The following is a 22,623-nucleotide window of genomic DNA, read 5'->3' as shown; positions in this document are numbered from 1 at the left end:
GCCAGACCGCTTCATCGACCACGATACGCAGTTCGAGCAGTATAACGTCGCAAAACTCAACGCACCCGACATCGTGCACACCGCACTCGCTGCTCTCGGTGTCAGCGAGAACAGTGCGGCAACTCTTTCTTCGAGAATGGCTTCAGGAATAAAGTAATGATCAAGGCTCGTCGCCCGCTCTCATCCGCACTCCTCTTCGGTGCAGCCCTGTCTCTGTTTACGGTCAGCCTGCCCGCGCCGGCACACGCACAGGCCACGGACGCCGTCTCGGCCCCGGTCGCCGCCCTCGACCAGGCTCTGAACACAATCCAGCAGTCAGGCGCGGGCTCGTTCGACGCGCGCTCACAGACACTCGGCCCTGTCGTCGATCAGGCTTACGACCTTGAAACCGTGCTCCGGTCGTCCGTCGGCGCCGCGCGCTACCTGCAGCTTTCGGCCGATGACCGCCAGAAACTCCTGTCCGTGTTCCGCGAATATACAGTGGCGCGCTATCTCTCCAGCTTCAAAAAAGGCTCCGGCGCAAAATTCACCCAGTCGCCCGACATCCGTAATTCACCGGTGGGCGGCAATAAAATCGTGACGACGCATATAGGGTCAGCTGAAAATATGCCCGGCACCGAGATCGACTACATCCTGCATCAGGAAGGTGGCGCATGGAAAATCGTCGATGTTCTCCTGGACGGACATATCAGCCAGGCCGCAGCTCAGCGCTCTGATTTCGGCTCAACGCTTTCATCGGGTGGCGTCAGCGGTCTGATCGCTGTACTGAATAAGAAAGTTAAGACTTTCTCCGAGGAGTAAACCGCATGCACCGGTCGCTCAGTTCCGCGCACTGCTTTTACTTCCCGCGCGGAAGGGAGAATACGGCGGCTATACGACGGATCTGATGCTCCCAGTTTTTTCACTCTCTGCGGTCGCCTGTACTCTGCTCGGCGTGACCGGCTGCATACAGGCCGCCCTCGGGACCATTCTCGTCGCGCGATTCTGCGCGCGGGAACGGAAATGTCAGTCCGAGCCCGGCCTGCCGCCCGTCACAATCCTCAAGCCGCTGCACGGCGATGAGCCTTTGCTGGAGCAGGCGCTCGAGAGCTTCTGCACCCTGAATTACCCCGTTTTTCAGATTGTTTTTGGTGTCCAGCGGGCTAATGACCCCGCCATATGCCTCGTGGAAAGACTGAAAGCCCGTCATCCGGGCATCGAGATGAGCCTGGTCGTCAACGGCGCGATGCACGGCGAGAATCGTAAGGTCAGCAACCTGATCAACATGCTGCCAACGGCAAAGCATGACATTCTCGTCGTATCCGATTCCGATATCCACGTCGGCCCGGACTACCTTCGTCAGGTCGTCGCCAGCCTGAAAAAGCCGGATACCGGCCTGGTGACAACGCTCTATGCCGGTCTGCCGGCAACAAACACCTTCCCAAGACTCCTCGCCGCCTGTCAGATCAATCATAATTTTCTGCCCGGCGTGCTGCTGTCCCGCTATCTCGGTCGCCAGGACTGCCTGGGCGCAACCATGGCCCTGACCAGAACCGTCCTGGCGGAAGTCGGCGGGTTCGAAGCCCTGGTCGATCACGTCGCGGACGATGCCGTCCTCGGGCGCCTCGTCCGGGCACGGGGCGAGAATATCGGAATCGCCGGATGTATGACCTGGACGACAATCGGCGAAAAAACCTTCGCTGACCTGCTCAGCCACGAACTCCGCTGGGGCCGGACCGTCCGGGCGCTCGCACCGGGCGGCTATCTCGCCTCGTCCATCCAGTTGCCGCTTTTCTGGCTGACCGCAGCCGTATCGCTCCAGCCACATGCCGTCTGGCCGCTCGTGACATTTGTCTGCGGGTGGATCTTCCGCGCCATCTGCGCCTTCGTCATGGACCGCACGGTCGGTCAGCGTTCCCTGCTTCCTCTCCTGATGCTCCCCTTCCGGGACTGGCTTTCCGCCGCCATCATGATGGGCAGCATGACAGGCACACGCGTCGACTGGCGCGGCCACACAATGCATGTGGCGCCCCATATTCCGCAGCCACAGACACCGGTCTCTCCACTTGTTACCCCGCTCCCTCATGCCGAGCGACACTAGACACAACTTCACCACCACAAGACGTTATCCGGCGACATTCCACATGACAGCCATACGGTTCTGCCCTGAACAGCCCGGCTGCTATTGAGTCAGGACTATTGCCACCCGATGTTGAGAGCGATACCCGTCTGAAACTTTTCTCTGTTTCGATACCGCCTGGTAAGGATTGCACGCCATGATGAAGACCCTGTTTCTGCAACCTCCTACATTCGATGGCTTCGACGGCGGTGCCGGATCGCGCTACCAGGCAAAACGCGAAATCAAATCCTTCTGGTACCCGACATGGCTCGCCCAGCCCGCGGCGCTGGTCGAGGGCAGCCGCCTGATCGATGCCCCCCCGGCGGGGCTGACCATGGAACCCGTTCTGGCCGATGCGAAAAACCGTGATCTCGTCGTGATCCACACGTCCACCCCTTCCTTCTCGAAGGATGTTCAGGTGGCGCAGATGCTCAAGGACGTGAATCCCAACCTGAAGATCGGCTTCGTCGGCGCGAAAGTCGCGGTCCAGCCGGAAGAAAGCCTGCTGAAAGGCGCCCCGGTCGATTTCGTCGCCCGCAACGAGTTCGATTTCACCATCAAGGAAATCGCCGAAGGCCGGGACTTCAAGGATGTCGACGGCATCTCATGGCGCAACAGCGAAGGCGTCATCGTCAACAACCGCGACCGCGCCATGATCGAAAACATGGACAGCCTGCCCTTCGTCACCGAAGTCTATAAACGCGATCTCCGTATCGAAGACTACTTCATCGGCTACCTGATGCACCCGTATATCTCCATCTATACGGGACGCGGCTGTAAATCGCGCTGCACCTTCTGCCTGTGGCCGCAGACCGTCGGCGGCCATCATTACCGCACCCGCAGCCCGCAGCATGTCGCCGCCGAAATCCGCCTGGCCCGCCAGTATTTCCCGCAGGTCAAAGAATTCTTCTTCGACGACGACACCTTCACCGACGATCTGCCACGCGCCGAAGCTATCGCGAAAGAGCTCGGCAAAATGGGCGTCACATGGTCCTGCAACGCAAAAGCCAACGTGCCCCGCGAGACCCTCAAAGTGCTGAAGGATAACGGCCTGCGCCTGCTGCTCGTCGGCTACGAAAGCGGCAACCAGCAGATCCTGCACAACATCAAAAAAGGCATGCGGATCGAAGTCGCCCGCGAATTCACGAAGAACTGCCACGAACTCGGCATCAAAATTCACGGCACATTCATCGTCGGCCTGCCCGGTGAGACAAAGGAAACGATCCAGGAGACGATCAAATTCGCCACCGAGATCAATCCGCATACTCTCCAGGTCTCCCTCGCGGCCCCCTATCCGGGCACGGCACTTCACCGGCAGGCGATGGAAAACGGCTGGTTCGATTCCGAGCACGCCGACCTGATCGACGAGAACGGCGTCCAGATGGCCCCGCTGCACTATCCACATCTGTCGCACACGGAAATCTTCAGCAGCGTCGAGGATTTCTATCGGAAGTTCTACTTCCGGGCGCCGAAAATCGCCTCCATCGTGAGCGAAATGGTGCGCAGCCCGCAGATGATGAAGCGCCGCCTGCGCGAAGGCGTGGAGTTCTTCCACTTCCTCCGCGACCGCAACGCCGCGTAGCTTCAGGCCCTCCGCCCCATGAAACGTGCGATCATCTCCGCTGACGATTTTGGCCTCTCCGTCGAGGTCAACGAGGCGATCGAGATCGCACACCGCGACGGCGTATTATCCACGGCCAGCCTGATGGTGGCCGGCCCGGCCGTGGAAGATGCCGTCGCGCGGGCAAAGCGCCTGCCGGACCTCCGGGTCGGGCTCCATCTCGTGGTCATCGAAGGGCCTGCGGTCCTGCCACCCCGTCAGATCCCCCTGCTCGTCGGACCGGACGGCCAGTTTCCCTCCGATCAGCTGAAACTCGGCATCGAGTATTTCTTCCGCCCGGCCGTCCGGCGCCAGCTCGCCGCCGAAATCGAAGCGCAGATGGCCGCCTTCGTCCGGACCGGCCTGACGCTCGATCACGCAAACGCCCATAAACATATGCATCTGCACCCGACTGTCGGAAAGCTCCTGATCGAAACGGGAAAGCGTTTCGGCCTGCGCGCCATCCGCGTGCCGCTGGAGCCGCCGGAACCGCTTTACGCCGCCGGCACCTATACGGACACGCTGGGTGACGCCGCGCTCAGACGCTGGACCGCCCTGCTCCGTCATCAGGCCCACAAGGCCGGCATGGTGACGAATGACTGGTGTTTCGGCATCGCCTGGAGCGGACACATGACCACCGACCGCGTCGCCGCTCTGGCCGCTCATCTGCCGGAAGGCGTCTCGGAAATCTACTTCCACCCCGCCACGGCTAAAAACGCCCTGCTTCAGCGCCTGATGCCGACCTATGAACACGAAGCCGAGCTTGCCGCCCTGTGCAGCCCGGGCTTCCAGGCCGGCCTCAGACATTCCTCAACAAAACTAATCGGCTGGAGCGACCTCAGCTAGTCACGCCGGTCGCCGCCGGGCCACCATCCGCTCGTAAGCCGCCGAAAACAGCTCAGCCACATCAGCCTCGACATTCCAGGGCAACGACACGCGGATGGCATTCCCCGCCCGGTCGCCAAAACCCATCGCCTGAAGCACATGCGACGCCGCAACCTTGCCCGATGAACACGCAGCCCCGGCGGAGACACAGAATCCGTCGAGATCAAGCGCGATAAGCTGCGCTTCCCCCTTCATCCAGGGCAGAACAAGACAGCTCGTATTCCCCAGGCGCGGCGCGCCCTCCCCGCAGACAACCGCCCCCGAATGCAACGCCGCCGCCTCAATGGCATCCCGCAGCGCCGACAGATCGCGCGGAGCGGCAAGCGCGGCCTCAAAAGCCGCCGCCATCCCAGCAATCGCAGGCAAAGCCGGCGTCCCGCCCCGACGCCCGCGCTCCTGCCCCCCGCCCGCAAGCAGCGGCGGCAGAACAACAGCCCCGGAACCCGCCAGAAGCAACGCCCCCGCACCCTTGGGTCCGCCGAATTTATGACCCGAAACGGCAATACTGTCCGCGCCAAGCGCCGATATATCCACGGGCAGCCGTCCCGCCGCCTGAACCGCGTCAACATGCAGCTTTGCACCGGCTTTCCGGCAGAGCCGGGAAATTTCCGAAACCGGATTGATAACCCCTGTCTCATTATTGGCCAGCATCACGCAGACCAGCGTCTCAGCCGGTGACGAAGCCAGCCGTTCTTCAAGCGCCCCGCAATCGATCACGCCATTCGCCAGCACCGGAATCATATCCCCGGCCCCGACAGGGTGCTGCGGCGCCTGCCGCACGGCATCATGCTCCGTGGCCCCCAGAAGCAGACGACGCCCCGCGCCAACCCCCCTTACCGCCAGAACATTCGCCTCCGTCCCGCCGGAGGTGAACACACAATTCTCTTCGGACACACCTGTATGGGCGCACATCACACGCCTGGACCGATCCAGAAGAGCGCGCGCCGCCCGTCCGGCCCGATGCGGGGAACTGGGATTGCCAACTGTCCGCAGCGCCTCCGCAACAGCGGCAGCACTTTCCGGACGAACCGGCTCGGTCGCATTTGCATCCAGATAAATCATTTCAGACCGTCAGAACGCAGCAAAAAAGTCCGCGGCCAGCCCGGCGCGAACAGAGCAATTTCCACAATTGTACGATTTCAGTGGCAATATGCACGTTCCCGCCGCTATATGTGGCCGCCGAGACACGATTCGATGAAAAAGCATCAGCAGTGTCACTGAACGGCACGGACAATACGTTTTACCGCGCCTTTGAGACGGGGGAGCCTATTAATGATCGGTCACACGGTTGAGTCAATCAGCTTCAGCATCCGATTCTCTCCAGGTGCCGTCGCCGGAAGCGCCACTCAGAACACCGGCCGCTCCGGCCCGTCGTTCCCTGTTTTTCACGTATCGTCAGGCAGTTACCATTGGGACCTGCGGTAAGCGCAACACACGGCTTCGCTCTGTGCGAAACGGTTATCCTCGCGACGCGCCGTCTATAGGATATAATAAACGTCCCGATATCATCTGACAATAATCGACCCCGGTAAATTCTTACATTCAGTTACCGGGCTTTAGTCTCCCCGAGAGACATTTTTCGACCCGTGCGGGGTGGTGAGGCATCACACCCGACCGGATGATCATTAAACAGGCGACCGTCATGCCAGGGGACGGCGCCAGAGAACGCGGAAACCTAATGCCAGAGGTTATGTTCGCCGGCCCGGACGGGCGCCTTGAAGGACGTTATCACCACTCAGGCGAGCCCAATGCGCCGCTCGCGCTCGTGCTTCATCCGCACCCGCTGCACGGCGGCACGATGAACAATCGCATCACCTACGCGATGTACCGGTCATTCGAGAAAATGGGTTTCTCCGTGATGCGCTACAATTCGCGCGGCGTCGGGCGCTCCCAGGGCCGCTATGACGGCGGTATTGGTGAAATTTCCGACGCGGCAGCCGCCCTGGACTGGATGCAGGCCGTCAACCCGAACGCCGGCGCCCTCTGGATCGCCGGTTACTCCTTCGGCGCTTTCGTCGGTATGCAGCTGCTCATGCGCCGCCCGGAAATTACCGGCTGGATCAGCGTGGCACCTCCCGCCGCGCATTACGATTTCGGGTTCCTCGCCCCCTGCCCCTGCGGCGGCCTGATGATCGCCGGCGGCAAGGACGACCTCGCCCCCGAGCCCGCAATCCACAAGCTGGTGGATAAGCTCAACACGCAGAAGAACGTCCAGGTGGATTACCGCATCTTCGCCGACGCGGATCATATCTTCGCCAAACAGGCCGATCAGGTCGTCGAAGCCCTGGAAGATCACGTCACGACGAAGATGGCGCGCCGCACAATGGCGCTGGCCGCCGACTAATCTCGCCCTTCTTCAGAAAAAGGCCGGTCACACCCGTGACCGGCCTTTTTTATGATCAGCAACCTCAGAACGGCCTGACCCGTCACCCGCATCGGTTCCGCCCGGCCCCCGCTTCATGGTAAAGCATCGCCGCGCCAGACGAACAGGATCTTGCAATGACACAACAGACCGATGCCCGGACGAGCGGCCCCTTCCGCAGCAGCTTCATGCAGGAAGCGGAAGCACGCGGCTTCATCTTCCAGTGTACCGACGCCGAAGCGCTCGATGCCGCCATGCTCGCCGGCCCGGTCACAGGCTATATCGGCTTCGACCCCACGGCGGACAGCCTGCATGTGGGCTCCGCAACCCAGATCATGCTGCTCCGGCTCCTGCAAAAACATGGCCACCGGCCCGTGGCGCTGCTGGGCGGCGGCACGGCGAAAATCGGCGATCCGTCATTTCGCGAGGAAGCCCGCTCCCTGATGAGCGAGGACACGATCAGCCATAACATCGCGGGGATCGAACGCAGCCTGAAGCAGATGATGTCATTCGGCAACGGCCCGTCCGACGCGATTCTCGCCAATAACGCTGACTGGCTCGACAAGCTCTCCTACATTGAACTCCTGCGCGAAGTCGGCGTGCATTTCTCCATCAACCGGATGCTGTCCTTCGACTCCGTGCGCTCAAGACTGGAACGCGAGCAGGGCCTCACCTTCCTGGAATTCAACTACTCCATCCTGCAATCCTTCGATTTCCGGGAACTCAGCCGACGGCACGGCGTCACCCTGCAAATGGGCGGCTCGGACCAGTGGGGCAATATCGTCTCAGGGATCGACCTCGTGCGCCGCACGGACAGCCGGCAGGTCTTCGGCCTGACAGCCCCCCTCCTCACAACGGCGTCGGGCGCCAAAATGGGCAAAAGCGCCAGCGGCGCCGTCTGGCTCTCGGCGGAGAAACTGCCCGTGTTCGAATACTGGCAGTTCTGGCGCAACACCGAAGACGCCGATGTCGGACGCTTCCTCAAGCTGTTCACCGATCTCCCGGTCGAAGAGTGCGACCGCCTCGGCGCGCTTCAGGGCGCGGACATCAACGAAGCCAAAAAAATCCTCGCAACAGAAGCAACCGCCCTGTGCCATGGCCGCCCGGCCGCCGAAGAAGCCGCCGAAACCGCGCGGAAAGTCTTTGAGTCCGGCCAGAGCGCCACGGCCCTGCCCTCGAAAACCCTGCCCCGCGCAGCGCTCGAAGCCGGCCTCCCCGCCTTCCGCCTGTTCGTCGATGCCGGACTGGCGGCCAGCAATGGCGAGGCACGCCGCCTGATCCGGGGCGGAGGCGCCCGCGTCAACGACATCGTAATCACCGATGAAGCTCAGATCATCACACTAAAAGACGCCACCGACGGGGCCATCAAACTGTCATCAGGCCGAAAACACCATCTGCTGATCCGCCCGGAAGCCTGAACCCGCAACGCACGCTCACCCCTGATAAGATGCGATCTCGATCAGATTCTTATCAGGGTCGTGACAATAAACCGAAGTAATCGGCCCCAGCGCCCCAAGCCGCGCGACAGGACCGGTCACGACCACAACACCACAGTTCTTCAGATGCTCGACCACATCCTCACTCGCAACGGCGGTGATGAAACACAGATCGTTCGACCCGCAAGTGGCGAAATCCGCCGTCTCCCAGCCAGCCTTACCCTCGGGCCGCAAATTCAGCTTCTGCCCGCCGAATTTCAGCGCCGTCCGGTTATGCCGGCCGTACTCCTCCATCTCCATGCCAAGCACACGCTGGTACCACGACGCGGAAACCTCCACATCACGAACTGTCAGCACCACATGATCCAGCCGATCGACAGTAAAACGCATGAAAGCAGCACCTTCCAGGACCATATCCTCAAGACACGGACCGCACGCCGATCCATGTCCTCATGCGTCCTATGGGTGCCCTGTACAGGGAGAAAAGCAACCCCCCGGACAGGTTTTCCCCGCCGGCGGACTCAGGTCAGACCGGCATAGAAATCGTTGCCCTTGTCGTCGATCACAATAAACGCCGGAAAATCCTCAACCTCGATTTTCCAGACCGCTTCCATCCCCAGCTCCGGATATTCCAGAACCTCAACCTTGCGGATGCAGTCCTTCGCCAGCCGCGCCGCCGGGCCACCAACGGACCCCAGATAGAAGCCACCATAAGTCTGGCAGGCGTCCTTCACCGCCTTCGAGCGATTCCCTTTCGCCAGCATGACATAAGACCCGCCCGCTTTCTGCAGTTCCGCCACATAGGAATCCATGCGCCCCGCCGTCGTCGGCCCGAAAGAGCCCGTCGGCATCCCGGCCGGCGTCTTCGCAGGCCCGGCATAATAAACCGGATGATCCTTGAGATACTGCGGCAGCCCCTCGCCACGCTCCAGCCGCTCCCGGAACTTCGCATGAGCAATATCGCGGGCCACCACCATCGTGCCGGTCAGCGACAGCCGCGTTTTCACGGGATATTTCGACAGCTCCCGGCGGATCTCATCCATCGGACGGTTGAGGTCAATTTTAACCTCCTCACCGCCAAGATGCTCATCCGTCGTCTCCGGCAGGAAACGGGCCGGATCACGCTCCAGCTGCTCCAGAAACACGCCTTCTGCCGTGATATAAGCCTTAGCCTGACGATCCGCCGAGCAGGACACGCCAATCCCGACCGGAAACGAAGCGCCGTGTCGCGGCAGACGGATGACCCGCACATCATGACAGAAATACTTGCCGCCAAACTGGGCGCCAATCCCGAGCTTCTGCGTCAGCTTCAGCACCTCGGCCTCAAGATCCCTGTCCCGGAATGCCTGAGCGTTCTCATTCCCCTGCGTCGGAAGGGAATCGTAATAATGCGTGGACGCCATCTTAACGGTTTTCAGCGTCTGCTCAGCCGACAGGCCGCCCAGCACGATCGCCAGATGATAAGGCGGACAGGCCGACGTGCCGAGGCTGCGAAGCTTGCCTTCCAGCCATTTCAGCAGATTGTCCTTACTGGAAATCAACGCCCGCGTTTCCTGAAACAGGAACGTCTTGTTCGCCGACCCGCCACCCTTGGCGACAAAAAGCAAATCATACTGTTCAGGATGATAAGTGCCGGGATTCGCCGCGATATCGACCTGAACCGGCAGATTGGTCCCGGTGTTTTTCTCTTCAAACGTCGTCAGCGGCGCCATCTGCGAATAACGCAGCGCCGTCGTCGTGTAGGTCTCATAGACACCCCGCGCGAACGATTCCTCGTCATTCCCGTCCACCCAGACGCGCTGTCCCTTTTTCCCGACAACAATGGCGGTCCCGGTGTCCTGACACATCGGCAGAGCCCCGCCCGCGGCAATACAGGCATTTTTCAGCAGATCGAGCGCCACGAACTTGTCGTTGTCCGACGCCTCCGGGTCTTTCAGAATTTTCGCCAGCGACGCGAGATGAGCCGGACGCAGCAGATGCGCAACATCGTTAAACGCTTCCCCAGCCAGCGCAGCCAGCGTCGCGGGCTCAATATGAAGCACCGTTTTCCCGCCAGATTCCGAGGCCGTCACACCACCAATATCCAGCCTGCGATAAGGCGTGTCGTCCGTGCCAAGCTGAAACAGCGGCGCATAGGCAAACGGCCTGATTGCGGGCGCCTTCCCGGCAGCGCCGGACTCCTTCGGCTTCGCTCCGGAGTCTTTCGCGGCTGAAGCTTTCAGATCAGCGGTCTCAACAGTCATGTTCTCGGTCTCCCGGACGGACGATACGTCTGGCGTGACTTGCGTCAGCGCGGATTCGGGCCCTTTTTACGAAACGCATCGAGACTCACGACTGCGGCATCAGATGGCGGCGCAGCCTGCGGCTCCTCCTCTTCCGGGGGAGCATCAGGCACCGCGGGAGCCCCGATATCACCGGGCTCGTCATCTGTGCTGAACCGCATGGAAAGCTGAATATGCGGATCAGCGAAACCGGTGACAGCTGCCAGCGGAATCACGAGTATCGAACCGACCCCACCGAAAGAAAGGCCAACCGAGATGCACTGTCCGGCTCTGTCCACGTTCAGATCCCAGAACTGATGTTGCAGCACGATCGTCATCTCATGCGGATACTGTGCGCGAAGACGGGCTGGAATCTCCACACCAGGCCAGTCGGTGCGGAAAGACAGATAGAAATGATGCCCGCCCGCAAGCCCTTCACGGCTCACATGTTCGAGCGCACGCAGCATCACATCGCGATAAGCGTCTTCCATCCACAGTTCATACGGCAGTAAACTTTCCGGAAGCCCACCGTCAGATCCGCCGTCGTCGTGATTGTCGGTCATGGAAAAACCCCCGTTTTCTGCCTGGTTTTCGAGACCGGCACCCAACGTCACGTCCGGCGCCTCTGCCCCCTGCTGCATCCTTCGATGAGGGATGCTGCAAAGAAACAACGAACGCAAGCAGCACCCGTCCACATTATGTCACAGAAGGGTGATGTCAGGGAAACCGAGGTGGGAGGGCTTCTGTTGCCCGGTGCCCTCCCGAACCGCGCTTATCGCTTATGCAGCGACAGCGAGCACCTCAGAGTTATCGTTGGCACTTGTGATTTAGCCCGATGACGGTGGTACAATGCCGGGCAAAAGGAACGGTTTTACCACGCGTGTCGAGCCTGTTTCGTCCCCATATCCCCCGACCGCAAAGCCGGAAGAAACCTGGTGGAGACGCCGGGTACCGCCCCCGGGTCCACAACGCTTATTCTACGTTCCGTTTATCGCCATAGCCAGGAAGCCGAAGCTTCCCCTGCACGGATACATATAGGTGTTCCGCCGCGCCGCCGCAAGCATCGGAAACAGCCCCGTCCTGTGGTAACCGCACCGGAATATCCATCCCGACCCGCCGGAACCCCGGGCAGCCACCCGGGGCCGACAGACCGCCGGCACCGGAGATCACCGGCTCTTTCCGCGAATAAGGAGTGTCATGAAACATTTTCCACACCTCGCCATCGTGACAGCCGGCGCCCTGATCGCCGTTTTCGGTCTGCTCCGGCACAATGCGGCCAGAGCAGAGCCGCAAACCGGCACAGCATCCGAATCCGCGCCGCCCGACGCCGCTGCCCGGGCCGCCCGCAAACTCATGGACGAAGTCGGCACCGCCCGCTTCACATCCGCCGGTTTCCGCCCCGGCACAGTGCGCCACATGGTCATGTTCCGGCTGCGCCCGGACGTCACCGCTACCCAGCGCGCCACCGTCATCAATGGCTTCCGGGACCTGGTGAAGCTGTCGAAACGCCCGGACGGAACGCCCGTTATCCAGTCCCTGGAAACCGGCATCCAGGACAGCGGCGAAGGGGCAGATCAGGGCCTGGAACTCGGATTCCTCGTGACCTTCCGCTCACAGGGCGACCGCAATTTTTACGTCGGTACCCCCACCGTGACCGACCCCGCATTTTTCGATCCCGCCCACGAACGCTATAAAGAGCGCGTCGCCCCTTTTCTGAAGCAGGCCGTCGTGTTCGACTTCCCCGTGGACGCCACATCCGCACCGAAATGAACAACAGTTCCGGCCTTCTTCTTGTTCCGTTCAGCGATGGTATCTAAACACACAAATGGTCCTGACACCGTCCGGCCCGTCCTGCCCGCGTTACCGATCCGAAAGCCCAGTCCCCAGCCATGCCCCTGACCGACGCCCAGCAAGCCGAAATCGAAGCCCACGCCCGGGAATCCGCACCAACACGCCGCCCGACCGTGCCAGCCCTCGAAGACATGCTGTTCAAAGCCTTCCCGGTGCTGGACCACGGCTTCGTGCGCGTCATCGACTACATGGGCGACGATTCCGCCATCGTGCAGGCCGCCCGCGTCTCCTACGGACGCGGCACGCGCAAGGTCTCCGAAGACGCCGGGCTGATCCGCTACCTGATGCGGCACCACCATTCGACCCCGTTCGAAATGTGCGAAATCAAATTCCACATCAAACTGCCGATCTTCATCGCCCGCCAGTGGATCAGGCACCGCACCGCCAACGTGAACGAATACTCGGCCCGCTACTCCATCCTCGACAAGGAGTTCTACCTCCCCGCCCCCGAGCATATGGCCGCCCAGAGCGCCAGCAACCGTCAGGGACGCGGCGAGGTGCTGGACGCCGATACCGCCCATGACGTGCTGAACCTGCTCCGCGATGACGCCAACCGTACCTACAACACCTACGAATCCCTGCTGGATACCGAAAACGGTCCTGGCCTGGCCCGCGAGCTGGCCCGCATGAACCTGACGCTGAACACCTATACCCAGTGGTACTGGAAGGTGGATCTGCACAATCTCATGCACTTCCTGTCACTGCGGATCGACCCGCACGCCCAGTACGAAATCCGGACCTACGCCGAAACGATGCTCGACATCCTCCGCGCCTGGGTGCCCGTCACGGCAGCCGCTTTCACGGAATACCGCGTCGGCGCCGTCACCTTCTCCGCCACAATGCTCTCGATCCTCCGCAGAATGCTCGCGGGAGAAACCGTGACACAGGCAGATTCCCGCCTGTCCCGGCGCGAATGGGACGAATTCCAGGCCACGCTGCATGGATGAGCCCGGCTCCGTTTTCACCGAAGCGCAAAACAGCAGCGCCACCCGGCAGCCGGTAAAACTACCGACCTTCACCCCGTTCGTCATTATCGCGGGACTGCTCGTCGCCATATGGGCCGTCCTCGCATTCGTCCTGCCGCCGCCTCACCACGACATTCCGGCTTCCGCCTTACTGCCCCGGCCGTCCCCACCCTGACACGCCCCGCGTCCGCTTGACCCGCGCCGACAGATAATCGTAGCGATTGTGTTATGAACACACCGCGTCCCGCCCCCCGCCGAAACCGCCTCCCCGGACTGTCTGCCCTCTCCGCAGTCCGGCAACTGGCGGCACCCTGCGCGCTGATCGCATCGCTCGGCCTGACACACGCCACCCTGGCCGCCAGCCCGTTAGCCTCAGCCAGCCCCCTGCCCTACCAGACCCCGCCCTTCGATCGGATTCACGACGCCGACTATCAGCCCGCCTTCGAACAGGGCATGGCCGAACAGCGCGCCGAAGTCGAAAAAATCGCCACCAGCGCCGAGCAGCCTACGTTCGAAAACACAATCGCCGCGCTCGAACGCTCCGGCAGAATGCTGGACCGGGTCAACAACACGTTCAGCTGCGTCTACAGCGCCGACACCAACCCGGTCCTCGACAAGGTGCAGGAAGCCGAAGCCCCGAAACTCAGCGCGCATGAAGACGCGATCTACCTCAATCCGAAACTCTTTTCCCGCGTGAAAGCACTTTACAACCAGCGCGCGACATCCGGCCTCAACACCGAGCAGCTCCAGGTCCTGACCCTTTATTATCAGGCCTTCATTCATGCCGGCGCTCAGCTGTCAGACGCGGACAAACAGAAACTGCGCGTCCTGAACGAACAACTGGCGACGCTGGAAACCACATTCCAGCAAAAACTTCTCGCCGGCACGAAAGCCGGCGCCTTTGTCACAGACAATAAAAGCGCCCTCGCCGGCTTTGACAATGCCAGCCTCGCCGCCGCGGCAAAGGCCGCCGAAGATCGCAAACTGACCGGCAAATGGGTCATCCCCCTCCAGAACACAACCCAGCAGCCCGGCCTCGCCTCCCTGACACAGCGCGACACCCGGCACGGACTGTTCGAACAGAGCCTGACCCGCACAGAAAAAAACGACAGCAACGATACACGCGGCACCATCGCGACCATCGCCCGCCTCCGCGCGCAGAAAGCAGCCCTGCTCGGATATCCGGATTACGCCTCCTACGTGCTCTACGACCAGATGGCGAAAACACCCCGGGCGGTCCACCAGTTCATCTCACAACTCGTCCCCGCCACGCTCGCCGAACAGAAGCGCGAAGCCGGCGATATTCAGTCGGAAATCAAAGCCGCCGGCCAGAACTTCACCCTCGCGCCATGGGACTGGAACTTTTACGCGGATAAAATACGCAGCAAACGCTTCAATCTCGATGAAAACGCCGTCAAACCCTATTTCGAGCTGAATACCGTTCTGCGGGACGGCGTTTTCTACGCCGCGACCCGGCTCTACGGCATCACCTTCAAAGAACGGCACGATCTCCCGGTCTGGAACCCGGATGTCATGGTCTTCGAAGTTTTCGACAAGGACGGATCGCCGCTCGGCCTCGCCTATTTTGACTACTTCAAACGTGACAACAAAAGCGGCGGCGCCTGGATGTCCAATCTCGTCGGGCAGTCAAAACTGCTCGGCACGAAACCGGTCATCTACAATATCGCCAATCTGCCAAAACCGGCCAAAGGCCAGCCCGCTCTGATCACGTTCGAAGACGTGACCACCATGTTTCATGAATTCGGCCACGGACTGCACGGCCTGTTCGCAAACCAGACCTACCCGATGGTCTCCGGCACCTCCGTCGCGCGCGACTTCGTGGAGTTTCCCTCCCAGTTCAACGAACACTGGGCGCTCGATCCGGAAGTCCTCGCGCATTACGCCCGCAATGTCACAACCGGCGCGCCCATGCCCGCCGTTCTGATCGACAGCATCAAGCGCGCCGCCCGCTTCAATCAGGGATACGCCCTCGGCGAAATCATCGCCGCCGCCGAACTCGATATGGACTGGCATACCCTTCCCGCCGGCACGCCAAAGCAGGACGTGGACCGCTTCGAGGCACAGGCACTCGCAAAAACCGGTCTGGACACAACGGATGTTCCGCCGCGCTACCGCTCAAGCTACTTCCTGCATATCTGGGCCAACGGCTACGCGTCCGGCTATTACGCTTACCTGTGGACCGAAATGCTGGATGACGACGTCTTCGCCTGGTTCCGCACGCACGGCGGCCTGACACGCGAAAACGGCCAGCGCTTCCGCGACATGATTCTGTCGCAGGGTCACACGCAGGATTACGAGCCAATGTTCGAGGCCTTTTACGGCAAAGCCCCCGACATCACCCCGATGCTGCAACACCGCGCCCTGCTCCCCGGCGACAACTGAACAAAAACTCCCGCCCGGTTCACAAACCGTGATCAAAGGGACCACGTTCCTTTGTGAGGTTCGGGGCAAAGCCCCCAACATACTGGTAAAACGTAAAAAACCGGACAGATCCCTTACGGATCTGCCCGGCATATACACAGATTTTTCTTCCCGGGCTCTGCCCGAACCCGGCAGGGACCACAGGCCCCTGCACCCCGATTATTGATAAACAAACCGCCTTCCAAAGCCCCCCGGCCTTTGGCGGGTTTCAGGGCAGAGCCCTGAAAAACCCCGGTCCAGGACTTCAGGCGTTCAGATAGATCGTCTTCGTCTGCACATAGGCTTCCAGCCCGTGCTGACCGTCCTCACCACCAAGGCCACTCTCCTTATAACCATGATGAAACCCCTGCGGCTCTTCCCCGGCGCCACGGTTCACATAAACCTCACCGAACTCAAGCTCCCGCGTCATCCGCAGAATGTTCCCGAGATCCTTCGTGAAAAGATAAGCCGACAACCCGTAACGGCAGTCATTGGCCTTCTCCAGCGCATCGTCAAAATCCTTCACCCGAAGCAGCGGCAGCACAGGACCAAAGATCTCGTTATGAACAATGTCCATGTCCTGCGTAACGCCCGTCAGCAAAGTTGGCGCATAAAACACGCCCTTATCGTAAACACCGCCTTCAAGACGCTTTCCGCCCAGCTCCACTCTGGCCCCCTGCGAAACAGCCTTCTCAACCATTTCATGAACTTTCTTCAGCTCAGCCAGGCTGACCTTCGGTCCCATATCGGTTGCAGGATCTGTCGGGTCTCCGACTTTCAGTTTCGCAATCCGGTCCCGCAGCTTAGCCGCGAAGGCATCATAAACTCCCTCATGAACATAAGTCCGCTCATTACAGGTGCAGACCTGCCCGCTGTTGGAGAAGCGCGCGCTGACAGCCGCTTCCACAGCCTGATCGATATCAGCATCGTCCATGACAATGAACGGCGCCTTCCCCCCGAGTTCCAGCCGGACCTCCTTGAGATGCTCAGCCGCCGCCGCCATGATCTTCTTACCCGCCGGCGTCGAACCGGTCATGGTGATCAGCTTCGTATCTTTGTGAGCCACCAGCGGAACACCCACATCCGGCCCGTCACCCGTGACGATATTGATCACGCCAGCCGGGAACTTCGCCTCTTCAACCAGCTTCGCCAGCTTCAGACTGGCCAGCGGCGTCAGCTCATGCGGCTTGATAACAATCGTGTTACCCGCCGCAACAGCCGGCGCAATCTTCCGCGCCGTCAGCGCCAGCGGGAAATTCCACGCGGCAATCCCCCCGATGACACCGTGCGGCACCCGGTCGATCAGGATCTTCTCATCCACCATCTCGCCCGGAATGATTTCCCCCTGAAGACGACGCGTGTTCTCTGCCGCAAACCGGATCAGACCGATCGCAAACCCGACCTCAACCCGCGCCTCCTTCAGAGGCTTGCCCATTTCCGCCGTAATGGTCGCCGCCAGCTCTTCCTTATCCCGCTCGACAAGCCGGTTCAGAGCATAAAGATAATCCGCCCGCTCACTCGCCGTTTTGCGGGCCCAGGCCGCAAAAGCCGCCTTCGCCGCCGCAACGGCGCGATCAACGTCCTTCACATCCCCCTTCGCGACTTCAGCAAGTTTCTCGCCGGTCGCCGGGTTTTCCACGGACAGGTAAGAGCCGGACGCAGGCTTCACCCACGCATTATTGATAAACTGATTCCAGGTCGTTCCGGTCGACATCTCTCTCTCCCGATAAAAAAGGCTGAAAGCACTATCCGACCGACATGAGATTATTAAAAGAAACGATAAATGAAAAACTCATTCATTTTTTGTGAGCACCTAAAGCATTACCCACCGGTAAGCGCAGCTGTCTTCTCAGAGCTTTGCCCTGAAACCCGCCAAAGGCCCCGGCCTTCGGAAACTTTTCAATTCTCAACAAACCGGGGTGCAGGGGCCTGCGGTCCCTGCCGGGCGCGGGCAGAGCCCGATACCTCACGAAGAACGCTGGCCACCCTCCGTCATGGACGCCACAAACCGCGTCAGCGGCTCACTGACGCCATCACGCCGCCACACGAAATAAACCGGACCAGGTCGCAGATCGTCCGGAGCCAGCACCCGAATCCCCCCCGTATCATCCCGCAACATGCAATGCGGAAAACACGAAATCCCCAGCCCCGCATGCACACACGCCCGGATCACATCGTAAGACTCAACCGTCTGCACCACAGGATCGTGAATCCCCCGGTCTCTCAGCCATGCCTCGAAACGCCTGCGATAAAAACAGTCCGTGTTGAAAAGAAAGACCCTGGTGGATGCCCAGTCGATGTCCTCAAGCGCCCCGATATGAGGCGGAACCACCAGCCGCAACGGCTCATCAAACGCAAAACAACTGTCCAGCAGCGAATGAACCACCGGCCCATCCGTAAGCGCCAGATCAATCTCCCCGTCCGCCAGCATCCGCTCCAGCGTGTAACTGGGCCGGATCAGAAGATTAAGCTCCATGCGCGGATGAGCCCGGAGAAAAGCCGGCACACGCTCCGGCAGAAAGCTTCTCATCGCAACATCAAGCGCGCCAACAGCAAGAATCCCGCGCGGCACGTCCGGCTCGAACATATGCGACAGCCGATGCGCCTGCGCGACCAGTTCCCGCGCCTCCCGATAAAACAGACGCCCCGAAGGCGTGACAGCCAGCCGCCCCTTCTCCCTCTCAAACAACTGCTGCCCCAGCAGCAGCTCAAGCTCCTTCAGCCGCGCCGTAATGTTGGACGCCACACAGTTCATCCGCCGGGCCGCCGCAACAATCGACCCCTCCTCAATAATCGCACAGAAAAACTGCAACTGAGAAAGCCTGAGAGCATCCATGGCCTTATCGCCTCCCTCCGACATTGTTCTGACTGGTACAAATGCCGCTGGACTATGTCTCTTAAATACGCAAATTCAGCGCAGAGAACCGTCACATACCAGGAAGAAACGAGCCAGACGGACACACGGCTGCCGGGTCAGCATATCTCTGACCAGAAAGCTCTGATTTTTCCTGGAAAAGTGGTGCCCAAGGGCGGAATCGAACCACCGACACTGCGATTTTCAGTCGCATGCTCTACCAACTGAGCTACTTGGGCACCGAGCGGACAGTCTGAACCATCGCGCGATGGCGAGCGTGTAACCCGATCCGGAGCCAGGATCAAGACCGGTCTCGCTTATTCTTCGTCCGGACGGGGCTCTTCAGCTTCATCAACAGCCGGACCAGGCACACGGTAATCTTCCGAAAACCAGCGCCCGAGATCAATATCCGCGCAACGACGCGAACAAAAGGGCCGGAATTCAGCCACCGAAGGCTTCCGGCAGACCGGACAGACCTGCTTCTTACTCATCATCGATCACCCACGACAGAAACGGCAGCGACGGATCGGCACGAACATCAGGCGCATAACCACACCAGGAAACAGCATCCTCCCGCGCCAGAGAATCGTCTTCAAGCGCCCGGCTTACACCGAGACCGGCCCTCACATAAGAACGCCCGCCCGGCCTCGACACCCCCCTGCCAGCCAGATGACGCAGCGCCTGCATGGCCTGGCCATGAGCACCGGCCAGAATCTCATAAAGCGGCGGATGCACCCGGGATCTCACAATCTCGACCAGCCCCAGAGCCGTGATGCCCAGACACCGCGGACGAAGCGGATCAGCCCGCAATGCCTCTTCAACCGGCTCCCGCAGCGCCTGACGCTTGCGCGTATTCAGCCCCGCCGGATCAATCAGAATCGCACCGGACAGATTCCGCAGACGAATCTGCCGGAACAGTTCGGGAAACGCATCCCGGTTCGCCGCAAACTGCGCCGTCTGCTTCGCCTGCGCCGCCCCCGATGACGAACCACTGTCCATGTCGATCGCCACCAGCGCCGGCGTCGGCGTGATCGTCGCCCGCATCCCACCGGGCAACGCAATTTCAGAACTGGTCAGCGTGGCGACCGCATCGTGAATATCATCATCCCAGGCCACGCGAACACGCTCGACACGGTCCCGCAGACCAGCCGGAATCCGGGCCGCGAACGCCGGATGATCGACCAGAATCGGCCCCTGCCAGCGCGCGGCAAGATCCTCAAGCGGCGACGCTCCCCGCTTCAGCAGGCCGGTGGCCTCACCTTCCGCCAGCGCGAGACCCTCCTCAGCCCGCAGCCTCGGCCCCTTGCCCGACATACCGGCGCGGATCACCCGAACGACGACGGGAGCCCCCTCGTCCAGCCCGGCAGCCCCGTCCCGGTCCGACAGAAACCCGTCGCCCTCCTTGCCGCCCAATGTGACAAAAGCACCGCCCATCGCGGGAACGCGGCTGCTCACCCGCCCGCGATACAGATCCCCCACCCCGTCAGGATGACCCGGCGTCCAGATCGCGAAATCCCGCAGCACGCCGTCTTCCATAGCCGCGATCCGCGCTTCGCCTGGCGAACAGGCAACGCGGAGCGCGCCCTTCATGGAAGCCACTCGCCTTTCTGCCCCCGGAGAAGCTGCGCCGTCTCAAAGAGAGGCAGACCAATCACGGCGGACGCACTCCCGGAAACAAACCGGATGCAGGACGCGGCATGCCCCTGAAGAGCATAGCCCCCCGCCTTCCCCTGCCAGTCCCCCGCATCAAGCAGCGCCCCGATCTGCCGGTCGGTCAGACGCGAAAACGCAACCACCGTCTCGACAACCCGCAGCCCGGCCCGACCCTCCGGCCAGTCCGGCCCCGGCTGCACGGCCACAGCGGTAATAACGGTGTGACGCCGCCCGGACAGCCGTCGCAGGCAATCCTCCGCCGTCTTGCGATCTTCCGCTTTCGGCAGAATACGGCGCCCGAGACTCACTACGGTATCAGCGGCAATGATCAGCGCCGGATCGCGCGTACGCTCCGCCACGATCCGGGCCTTCTCACGCGCCAGACGCTCCGCATAAGGGCGCGGAAGCTCATGCGGCCCCGGCGTCTCATCAATGTCCGGAACATCGATCCGGTCCGGAACCAGGCCGATCTGCCGCAGCAGGTCCAGTCGCCGGGGGGAGGCCGACGCCAGCACAAGAGCCGGACGCGCAACGGAACCCGCCCCCGGCACAGCGACCGGGCCTTTTTCCGCTCGCGGCACGCGGTTTACTTGAACCGGAAGGTAATGCGACCCTTGGTCAGGTCATAAGGCGTCATTTCAACGCTCACCCGGTCGCCCGCGAGAACGCGAATGCGGTTTTTGCGCATTTTCCCGCTCGTGTGGGCAAGAATCATGTGCTCGTTGTCAAGTTTGACGCGAAACATGGCGTTGGGAAGCAGTTCCGTAACGGTCCCGCTGAATTCGATCATGTCTTCTTTAGACATGGTAAGCTTTATTCATTCTGTGCGTCATCCGTGTGATTGATGGAGGCAAATACCGCGGCGTTATGCAGACCGGGTGCCGCTCCGGTCAAGGTTTAAGCCGTAAACGCCGCTTTTACTCAGGATTGTGACCGGAAGCGAGTCGCGCCGAAATGCTGAGAGCATGCGCCTCCAGCCCCTCCGCCGTCGCCAGAACCACACCGGCGGGACCAACCCGCTCCAGCGCCGTCCGGTCACCTTCGATAAAGGTCGTGCGCTTGAGAAAATCATACACCGACAGCCCGGAAGCGAACCGCGCCGTGCGGGATGTCGGCAGAACATGGTTGGGACCGCCAACATAATCGCCCACGGCCTCCGGACAGAAACGCCCCAGAAAAGCAGCCCCGGCATGCCGGACCTGCGCGAACAGCGCAGCGGGATCGTCCAGCATAATCTCAAGATGCTCCGGCGCGATCCGGTTGATGAGGTCAGCCGCCCCGGACCAGGACGACACCACAATCACCGCCCCGAAATCGCGCCAGCTTGCCCGCGCGATCTCCGCCCTGGAAAGCGTCTTCAGTTCCTGCTCAACGGCGCCGGCAACCCGATCGGCAAACGCCGCATCATCCGTGATCAGAATCGACTGCGCGAGTTCGTCATGCTCGGCCTGAGCCAGAAGATCGAGCGCCACCAGACGCGGATCGTTCTTCCCGTCCGCCACAACCACCACCTCGGACGGCCCGGCAATACTGTCGATTCCAACCCGCCCGAACACCTGGCGCTTGGCCTCCGCCACCCAGGCATTGCCTGGCCCCACAATCCGGTCAACGGGCGCAATCGTCTTCGTGCCGAACGCCATCGCGCCAACCGCCTGAGCACCCCCGATCCGGTAAATCTCGTCAACACCCGCCCTCCGCGCCGCCGCCAGCACCAGAGGATTCAGCACCCCGCCCGGCGTCGGCACACACATCGCCAGCCGGGCAACCCCGGCCACACGGGCCGGAAGCGCATTCATCAGAACGGACGACGGATACGCCGCCTTTCCGCCCGGCACATACAGACCAACCGCGTCGAGCGACGTCCACCGCTGCCCCAGCGTCAGCCCTTCCTCGTCGGTAAAGCGCATGTCCTGCGGCATCTGCGCGCGATGAAAACGCTCGATCCGGGTGGCGGCAACATCCAGCGCGGCAAGCTGATCCCCCGGCACAAGCGCCACCGCCGCCATCATTTCATCAGCCGTGATCCGCATCCGCTCCGGCGTCAGCTCAAGACGATCGAACCGCGCCGTATAATCGCAGACAGCCTCGTCACCCTTTTCCCGCACGGCAGCGAGAATGGCGGTCACAGGCGCATCCACCCGCCCGCTTTCCGTCTCGCGGGTGTCAAGAAGGGACGCAAAACCGGCTTCGAAATCTGCCGAACGGGTATCGAGACGTTTCATGACGTTATCTCTTCT

21 protein-coding genes, 1 tRNA gene and 1 other RNA gene are annotated in these 22,623 nt (G+C 61.3%); 10 read left to right on the top strand and 13 right to left on the bottom strand.

The features are described 5' to 3' along the window. The first annotated feature begins 156 nt into the window (after positions 1-156). The 4 genes from GOB90_RS12050 (at position 157) to hpnK (ending at position 4,544) form a co-directional block, all read left to right on the top strand. Positions 157-801 carry an ABC transporter substrate-binding protein gene (locus GOB90_RS12050; RefSeq protein WP_146888967.1) on the top strand — a complete coding sequence of 215 codons (645 nt, stop codon included), beginning with the start codon at positions 157-159 and terminating at the stop codon, positions 799-801. A gap of 85 nt (positions 802-886) precedes the next feature. Next, positions 887-2,080, top strand: a complete 1,194-nt coding sequence (gene hpnI / locus GOB90_RS12045) for a bacteriohopanetetrol glucosamine biosynthesis glycosyltransferase HpnI (RefSeq protein WP_146888970.1) — start codon at positions 887-889, stop codon at positions 2,078-2,080. A 175-nt stretch (positions 2,081-2,255) separates the two neighbouring features. Next, positions 2,256-3,680 (top strand): hopanoid biosynthesis associated radical SAM protein HpnJ, encoded by a 1,425-nt coding sequence (gene hpnJ / locus GOB90_RS12040; RefSeq protein WP_146888973.1) that lies wholly within the window; start codon positions 2,256-2,258, stop codon positions 3,678-3,680. A gap of 18 nt (positions 3,681-3,698) precedes the next feature. After that, positions 3,699-4,544, top strand: a complete 846-nt coding sequence (gene hpnK, locus GOB90_RS12035; RefSeq protein WP_146888979.1) for a hopanoid biosynthesis-associated protein HpnK — start codon at positions 3,699-3,701, stop codon at positions 4,542-4,544. Here hpnK and GOB90_RS12030 read toward each other — a convergent pair whose 3' ends face one another. Beyond that, the gene (locus tag GOB90_RS12030; protein WP_146888982.1) at positions 4,545-5,645 is read right to left on the bottom strand and encodes a cysteine desulfurase family protein; all 1,101 of its coding nucleotides are present in this window, start codon (positions 5,643-5,645) and stop codon (positions 4,545-4,547) included. A gap of 616 nt (positions 5,646-6,261) precedes the next feature. Here GOB90_RS12030 and GOB90_RS12025 point away from each other — a divergent pair. Then, positions 6,262-6,927, top strand: coding sequence for an alpha/beta hydrolase (locus GOB90_RS12025; protein WP_146888986.1), 666 nt, complete (start codon positions 6,262-6,264; stop codon positions 6,925-6,927). A gap of 155 nt (positions 6,928-7,082) precedes the next feature. Beyond that, positions 7,083-8,363, top strand: coding sequence for a tyrosine--tRNA ligase (gene tyrS, locus GOB90_RS12020; protein ID WP_146888989.1), 1,281 nt, complete (start codon positions 7,083-7,085; stop codon positions 8,361-8,363). A 15-nt stretch (positions 8,364-8,378) separates the two neighbouring features. Here the strand turns inward: tyrS and GOB90_RS12015 are convergent, their stop codons facing one another. From GOB90_RS12015 to ssrA, 4 genes are all read right to left on the bottom strand, one after another. Next, complete coding sequence (locus GOB90_RS12015; RefSeq protein WP_146888992.1) at positions 8,379-8,771, bottom strand: VOC family protein; 393 nt, start codon at positions 8,769-8,771, stop codon at positions 8,379-8,381. A gap of 131 nt (positions 8,772-8,902) precedes the next feature. After that, positions 8,903-10,531 carry a fumarate hydratase gene (locus GOB90_RS12010; protein ID WP_261765974.1) on the bottom strand — a complete coding sequence of 543 codons (1,629 nt, stop codon included), beginning with the start codon at positions 10,529-10,531 and terminating at the stop codon, positions 8,903-8,905. Between the two features lie 137 nt (positions 10,532-10,668). Then, a complete protein-coding gene (locus tag GOB90_RS12005) occupies positions 10,669-11,205 on the bottom strand; it encodes an SspB family protein (protein WP_146888999.1) in 537 nt (178 codons plus the stop codon). Positions 11,206-11,374: 169 nt separating this feature from the next. After that, positions 11,375-11,706: a transfer-messenger RNA gene (gene ssrA, locus GOB90_RS12000) on the bottom strand. A gap of 133 nt (positions 11,707-11,839) precedes the next feature. Here ssrA and GOB90_RS11995 point away from each other — a divergent pair. The 4 genes from GOB90_RS11995 to GOB90_RS11980 all read left to right on the top strand — a co-directional run bounded on the left by GOB90_RS11995 (position 11,840) and on the right by GOB90_RS11980 (position 15,861). Continuing rightward, entirely contained in the window at positions 11,840-12,412 is a 573-nt protein-coding gene (locus GOB90_RS11995; RefSeq protein ID WP_146889002.1) for a Dabb family protein, read from the top strand. 119 nt (positions 12,413-12,531) lie between these two features. Beyond that, positions 12,532-13,440 carry an FAD-dependent thymidylate synthase gene (gene thyX / locus GOB90_RS11990; protein WP_146889006.1) on the top strand — a complete coding sequence of 303 codons (909 nt, stop codon included), beginning with the start codon at positions 12,532-12,534 and terminating at the stop codon, positions 13,438-13,440. Then, positions 13,433-13,633 carry a hypothetical protein gene (locus tag GOB90_RS11985; RefSeq protein WP_146889009.1) on the top strand — a complete coding sequence of 67 codons (201 nt, stop codon included), beginning with the start codon at positions 13,433-13,435 and terminating at the stop codon, positions 13,631-13,633. Before thyX ends, GOB90_RS11985 begins: the two co-directional genes overlap by 8 nt. Before the next feature lie 53 nt (positions 13,634-13,686). Next, positions 13,687-15,861 (top strand): M3 family metallopeptidase, encoded by a 2,175-nt coding sequence (locus GOB90_RS11980; RefSeq protein WP_146889012.1) that lies wholly within the window; start codon positions 13,687-13,689, stop codon positions 15,859-15,861. Between the two features lie 283 nt (positions 15,862-16,144). Here GOB90_RS11980 and aldA read toward each other — a convergent pair whose 3' ends face one another. The 8 genes from aldA to hisD all read right to left on the bottom strand — a co-directional run bounded on the left by aldA (position 16,145) and on the right by hisD (position 22,608). Next, the gene (gene aldA, locus GOB90_RS11975; protein WP_146889015.1) at positions 16,145-17,593 is read right to left on the bottom strand and encodes an aldehyde dehydrogenase; all 1,449 of its coding nucleotides are present in this window, start codon (positions 17,591-17,593) and stop codon (positions 16,145-16,147) included. A gap of 252 nt (positions 17,594-17,845) precedes the next feature. Next, positions 17,846-18,715, bottom strand: coding sequence for a LysR family transcriptional regulator (locus tag GOB90_RS11970; protein ID WP_146889018.1), 870 nt, complete (start codon positions 18,713-18,715; stop codon positions 17,846-17,848). Positions 18,716-18,896: 181 nt separating this feature from the next. Beyond that, a tRNA-Phe gene (locus GOB90_RS11965) sits at positions 18,897-18,972 on the bottom strand. Positions 18,973-19,050: 78 nt separating this feature from the next. Continuing rightward, positions 19,051-19,227: a DNA gyrase inhibitor YacG gene (locus GOB90_RS11960; protein WP_173572072.1), complete on the bottom strand. Its 177-nt coding sequence runs from the start codon at positions 19,225-19,227 to the stop codon at positions 19,051-19,053. Next, positions 19,217-20,323 carry a ribonuclease E/G gene (locus GOB90_RS11955; RefSeq protein WP_173572071.1) on the bottom strand — a complete coding sequence of 369 codons (1,107 nt, stop codon included), beginning with the start codon at positions 20,321-20,323 and terminating at the stop codon, positions 19,217-19,219. The genes GOB90_RS11960 and GOB90_RS11955 overlap by 11 nt, the downstream gene beginning before the upstream one ends. After that, complete coding sequence (locus tag GOB90_RS11950) at positions 20,320-20,937, bottom strand: Maf family protein (RefSeq protein WP_146889131.1); 618 nt, start codon at positions 20,935-20,937, stop codon at positions 20,320-20,322. The genes GOB90_RS11955 and GOB90_RS11950 overlap by 4 nt, the downstream gene beginning before the upstream one ends. Before the next feature lie 35 nt (positions 20,938-20,972). Beyond that, a complete protein-coding gene (infA, locus tag GOB90_RS11945) occupies positions 20,973-21,191 on the bottom strand; it encodes a translation initiation factor IF-1 (RefSeq protein ID WP_146889024.1) in 219 nt (72 codons plus the stop codon). A gap of 112 nt (positions 21,192-21,303) precedes the next feature. Further along, positions 21,304-22,608 (bottom strand): histidinol dehydrogenase, encoded by a 1,305-nt coding sequence (gene hisD, locus GOB90_RS11940; RefSeq protein ID WP_146889027.1) that lies wholly within the window; start codon positions 22,606-22,608, stop codon positions 21,304-21,306. Positions 22,609-22,623 lie beyond the last annotated feature (15 nt).

This window comes from Acetobacter oeni (assembly GCF_011516825.1).
Classification (GTDB): domain Bacteria; phylum Pseudomonadota; class Alphaproteobacteria; order Acetobacterales; family Acetobacteraceae; genus Acetobacter; species Acetobacter oeni.
This window is presented reverse-complemented; position numbering and strand designations above follow the sequence as displayed.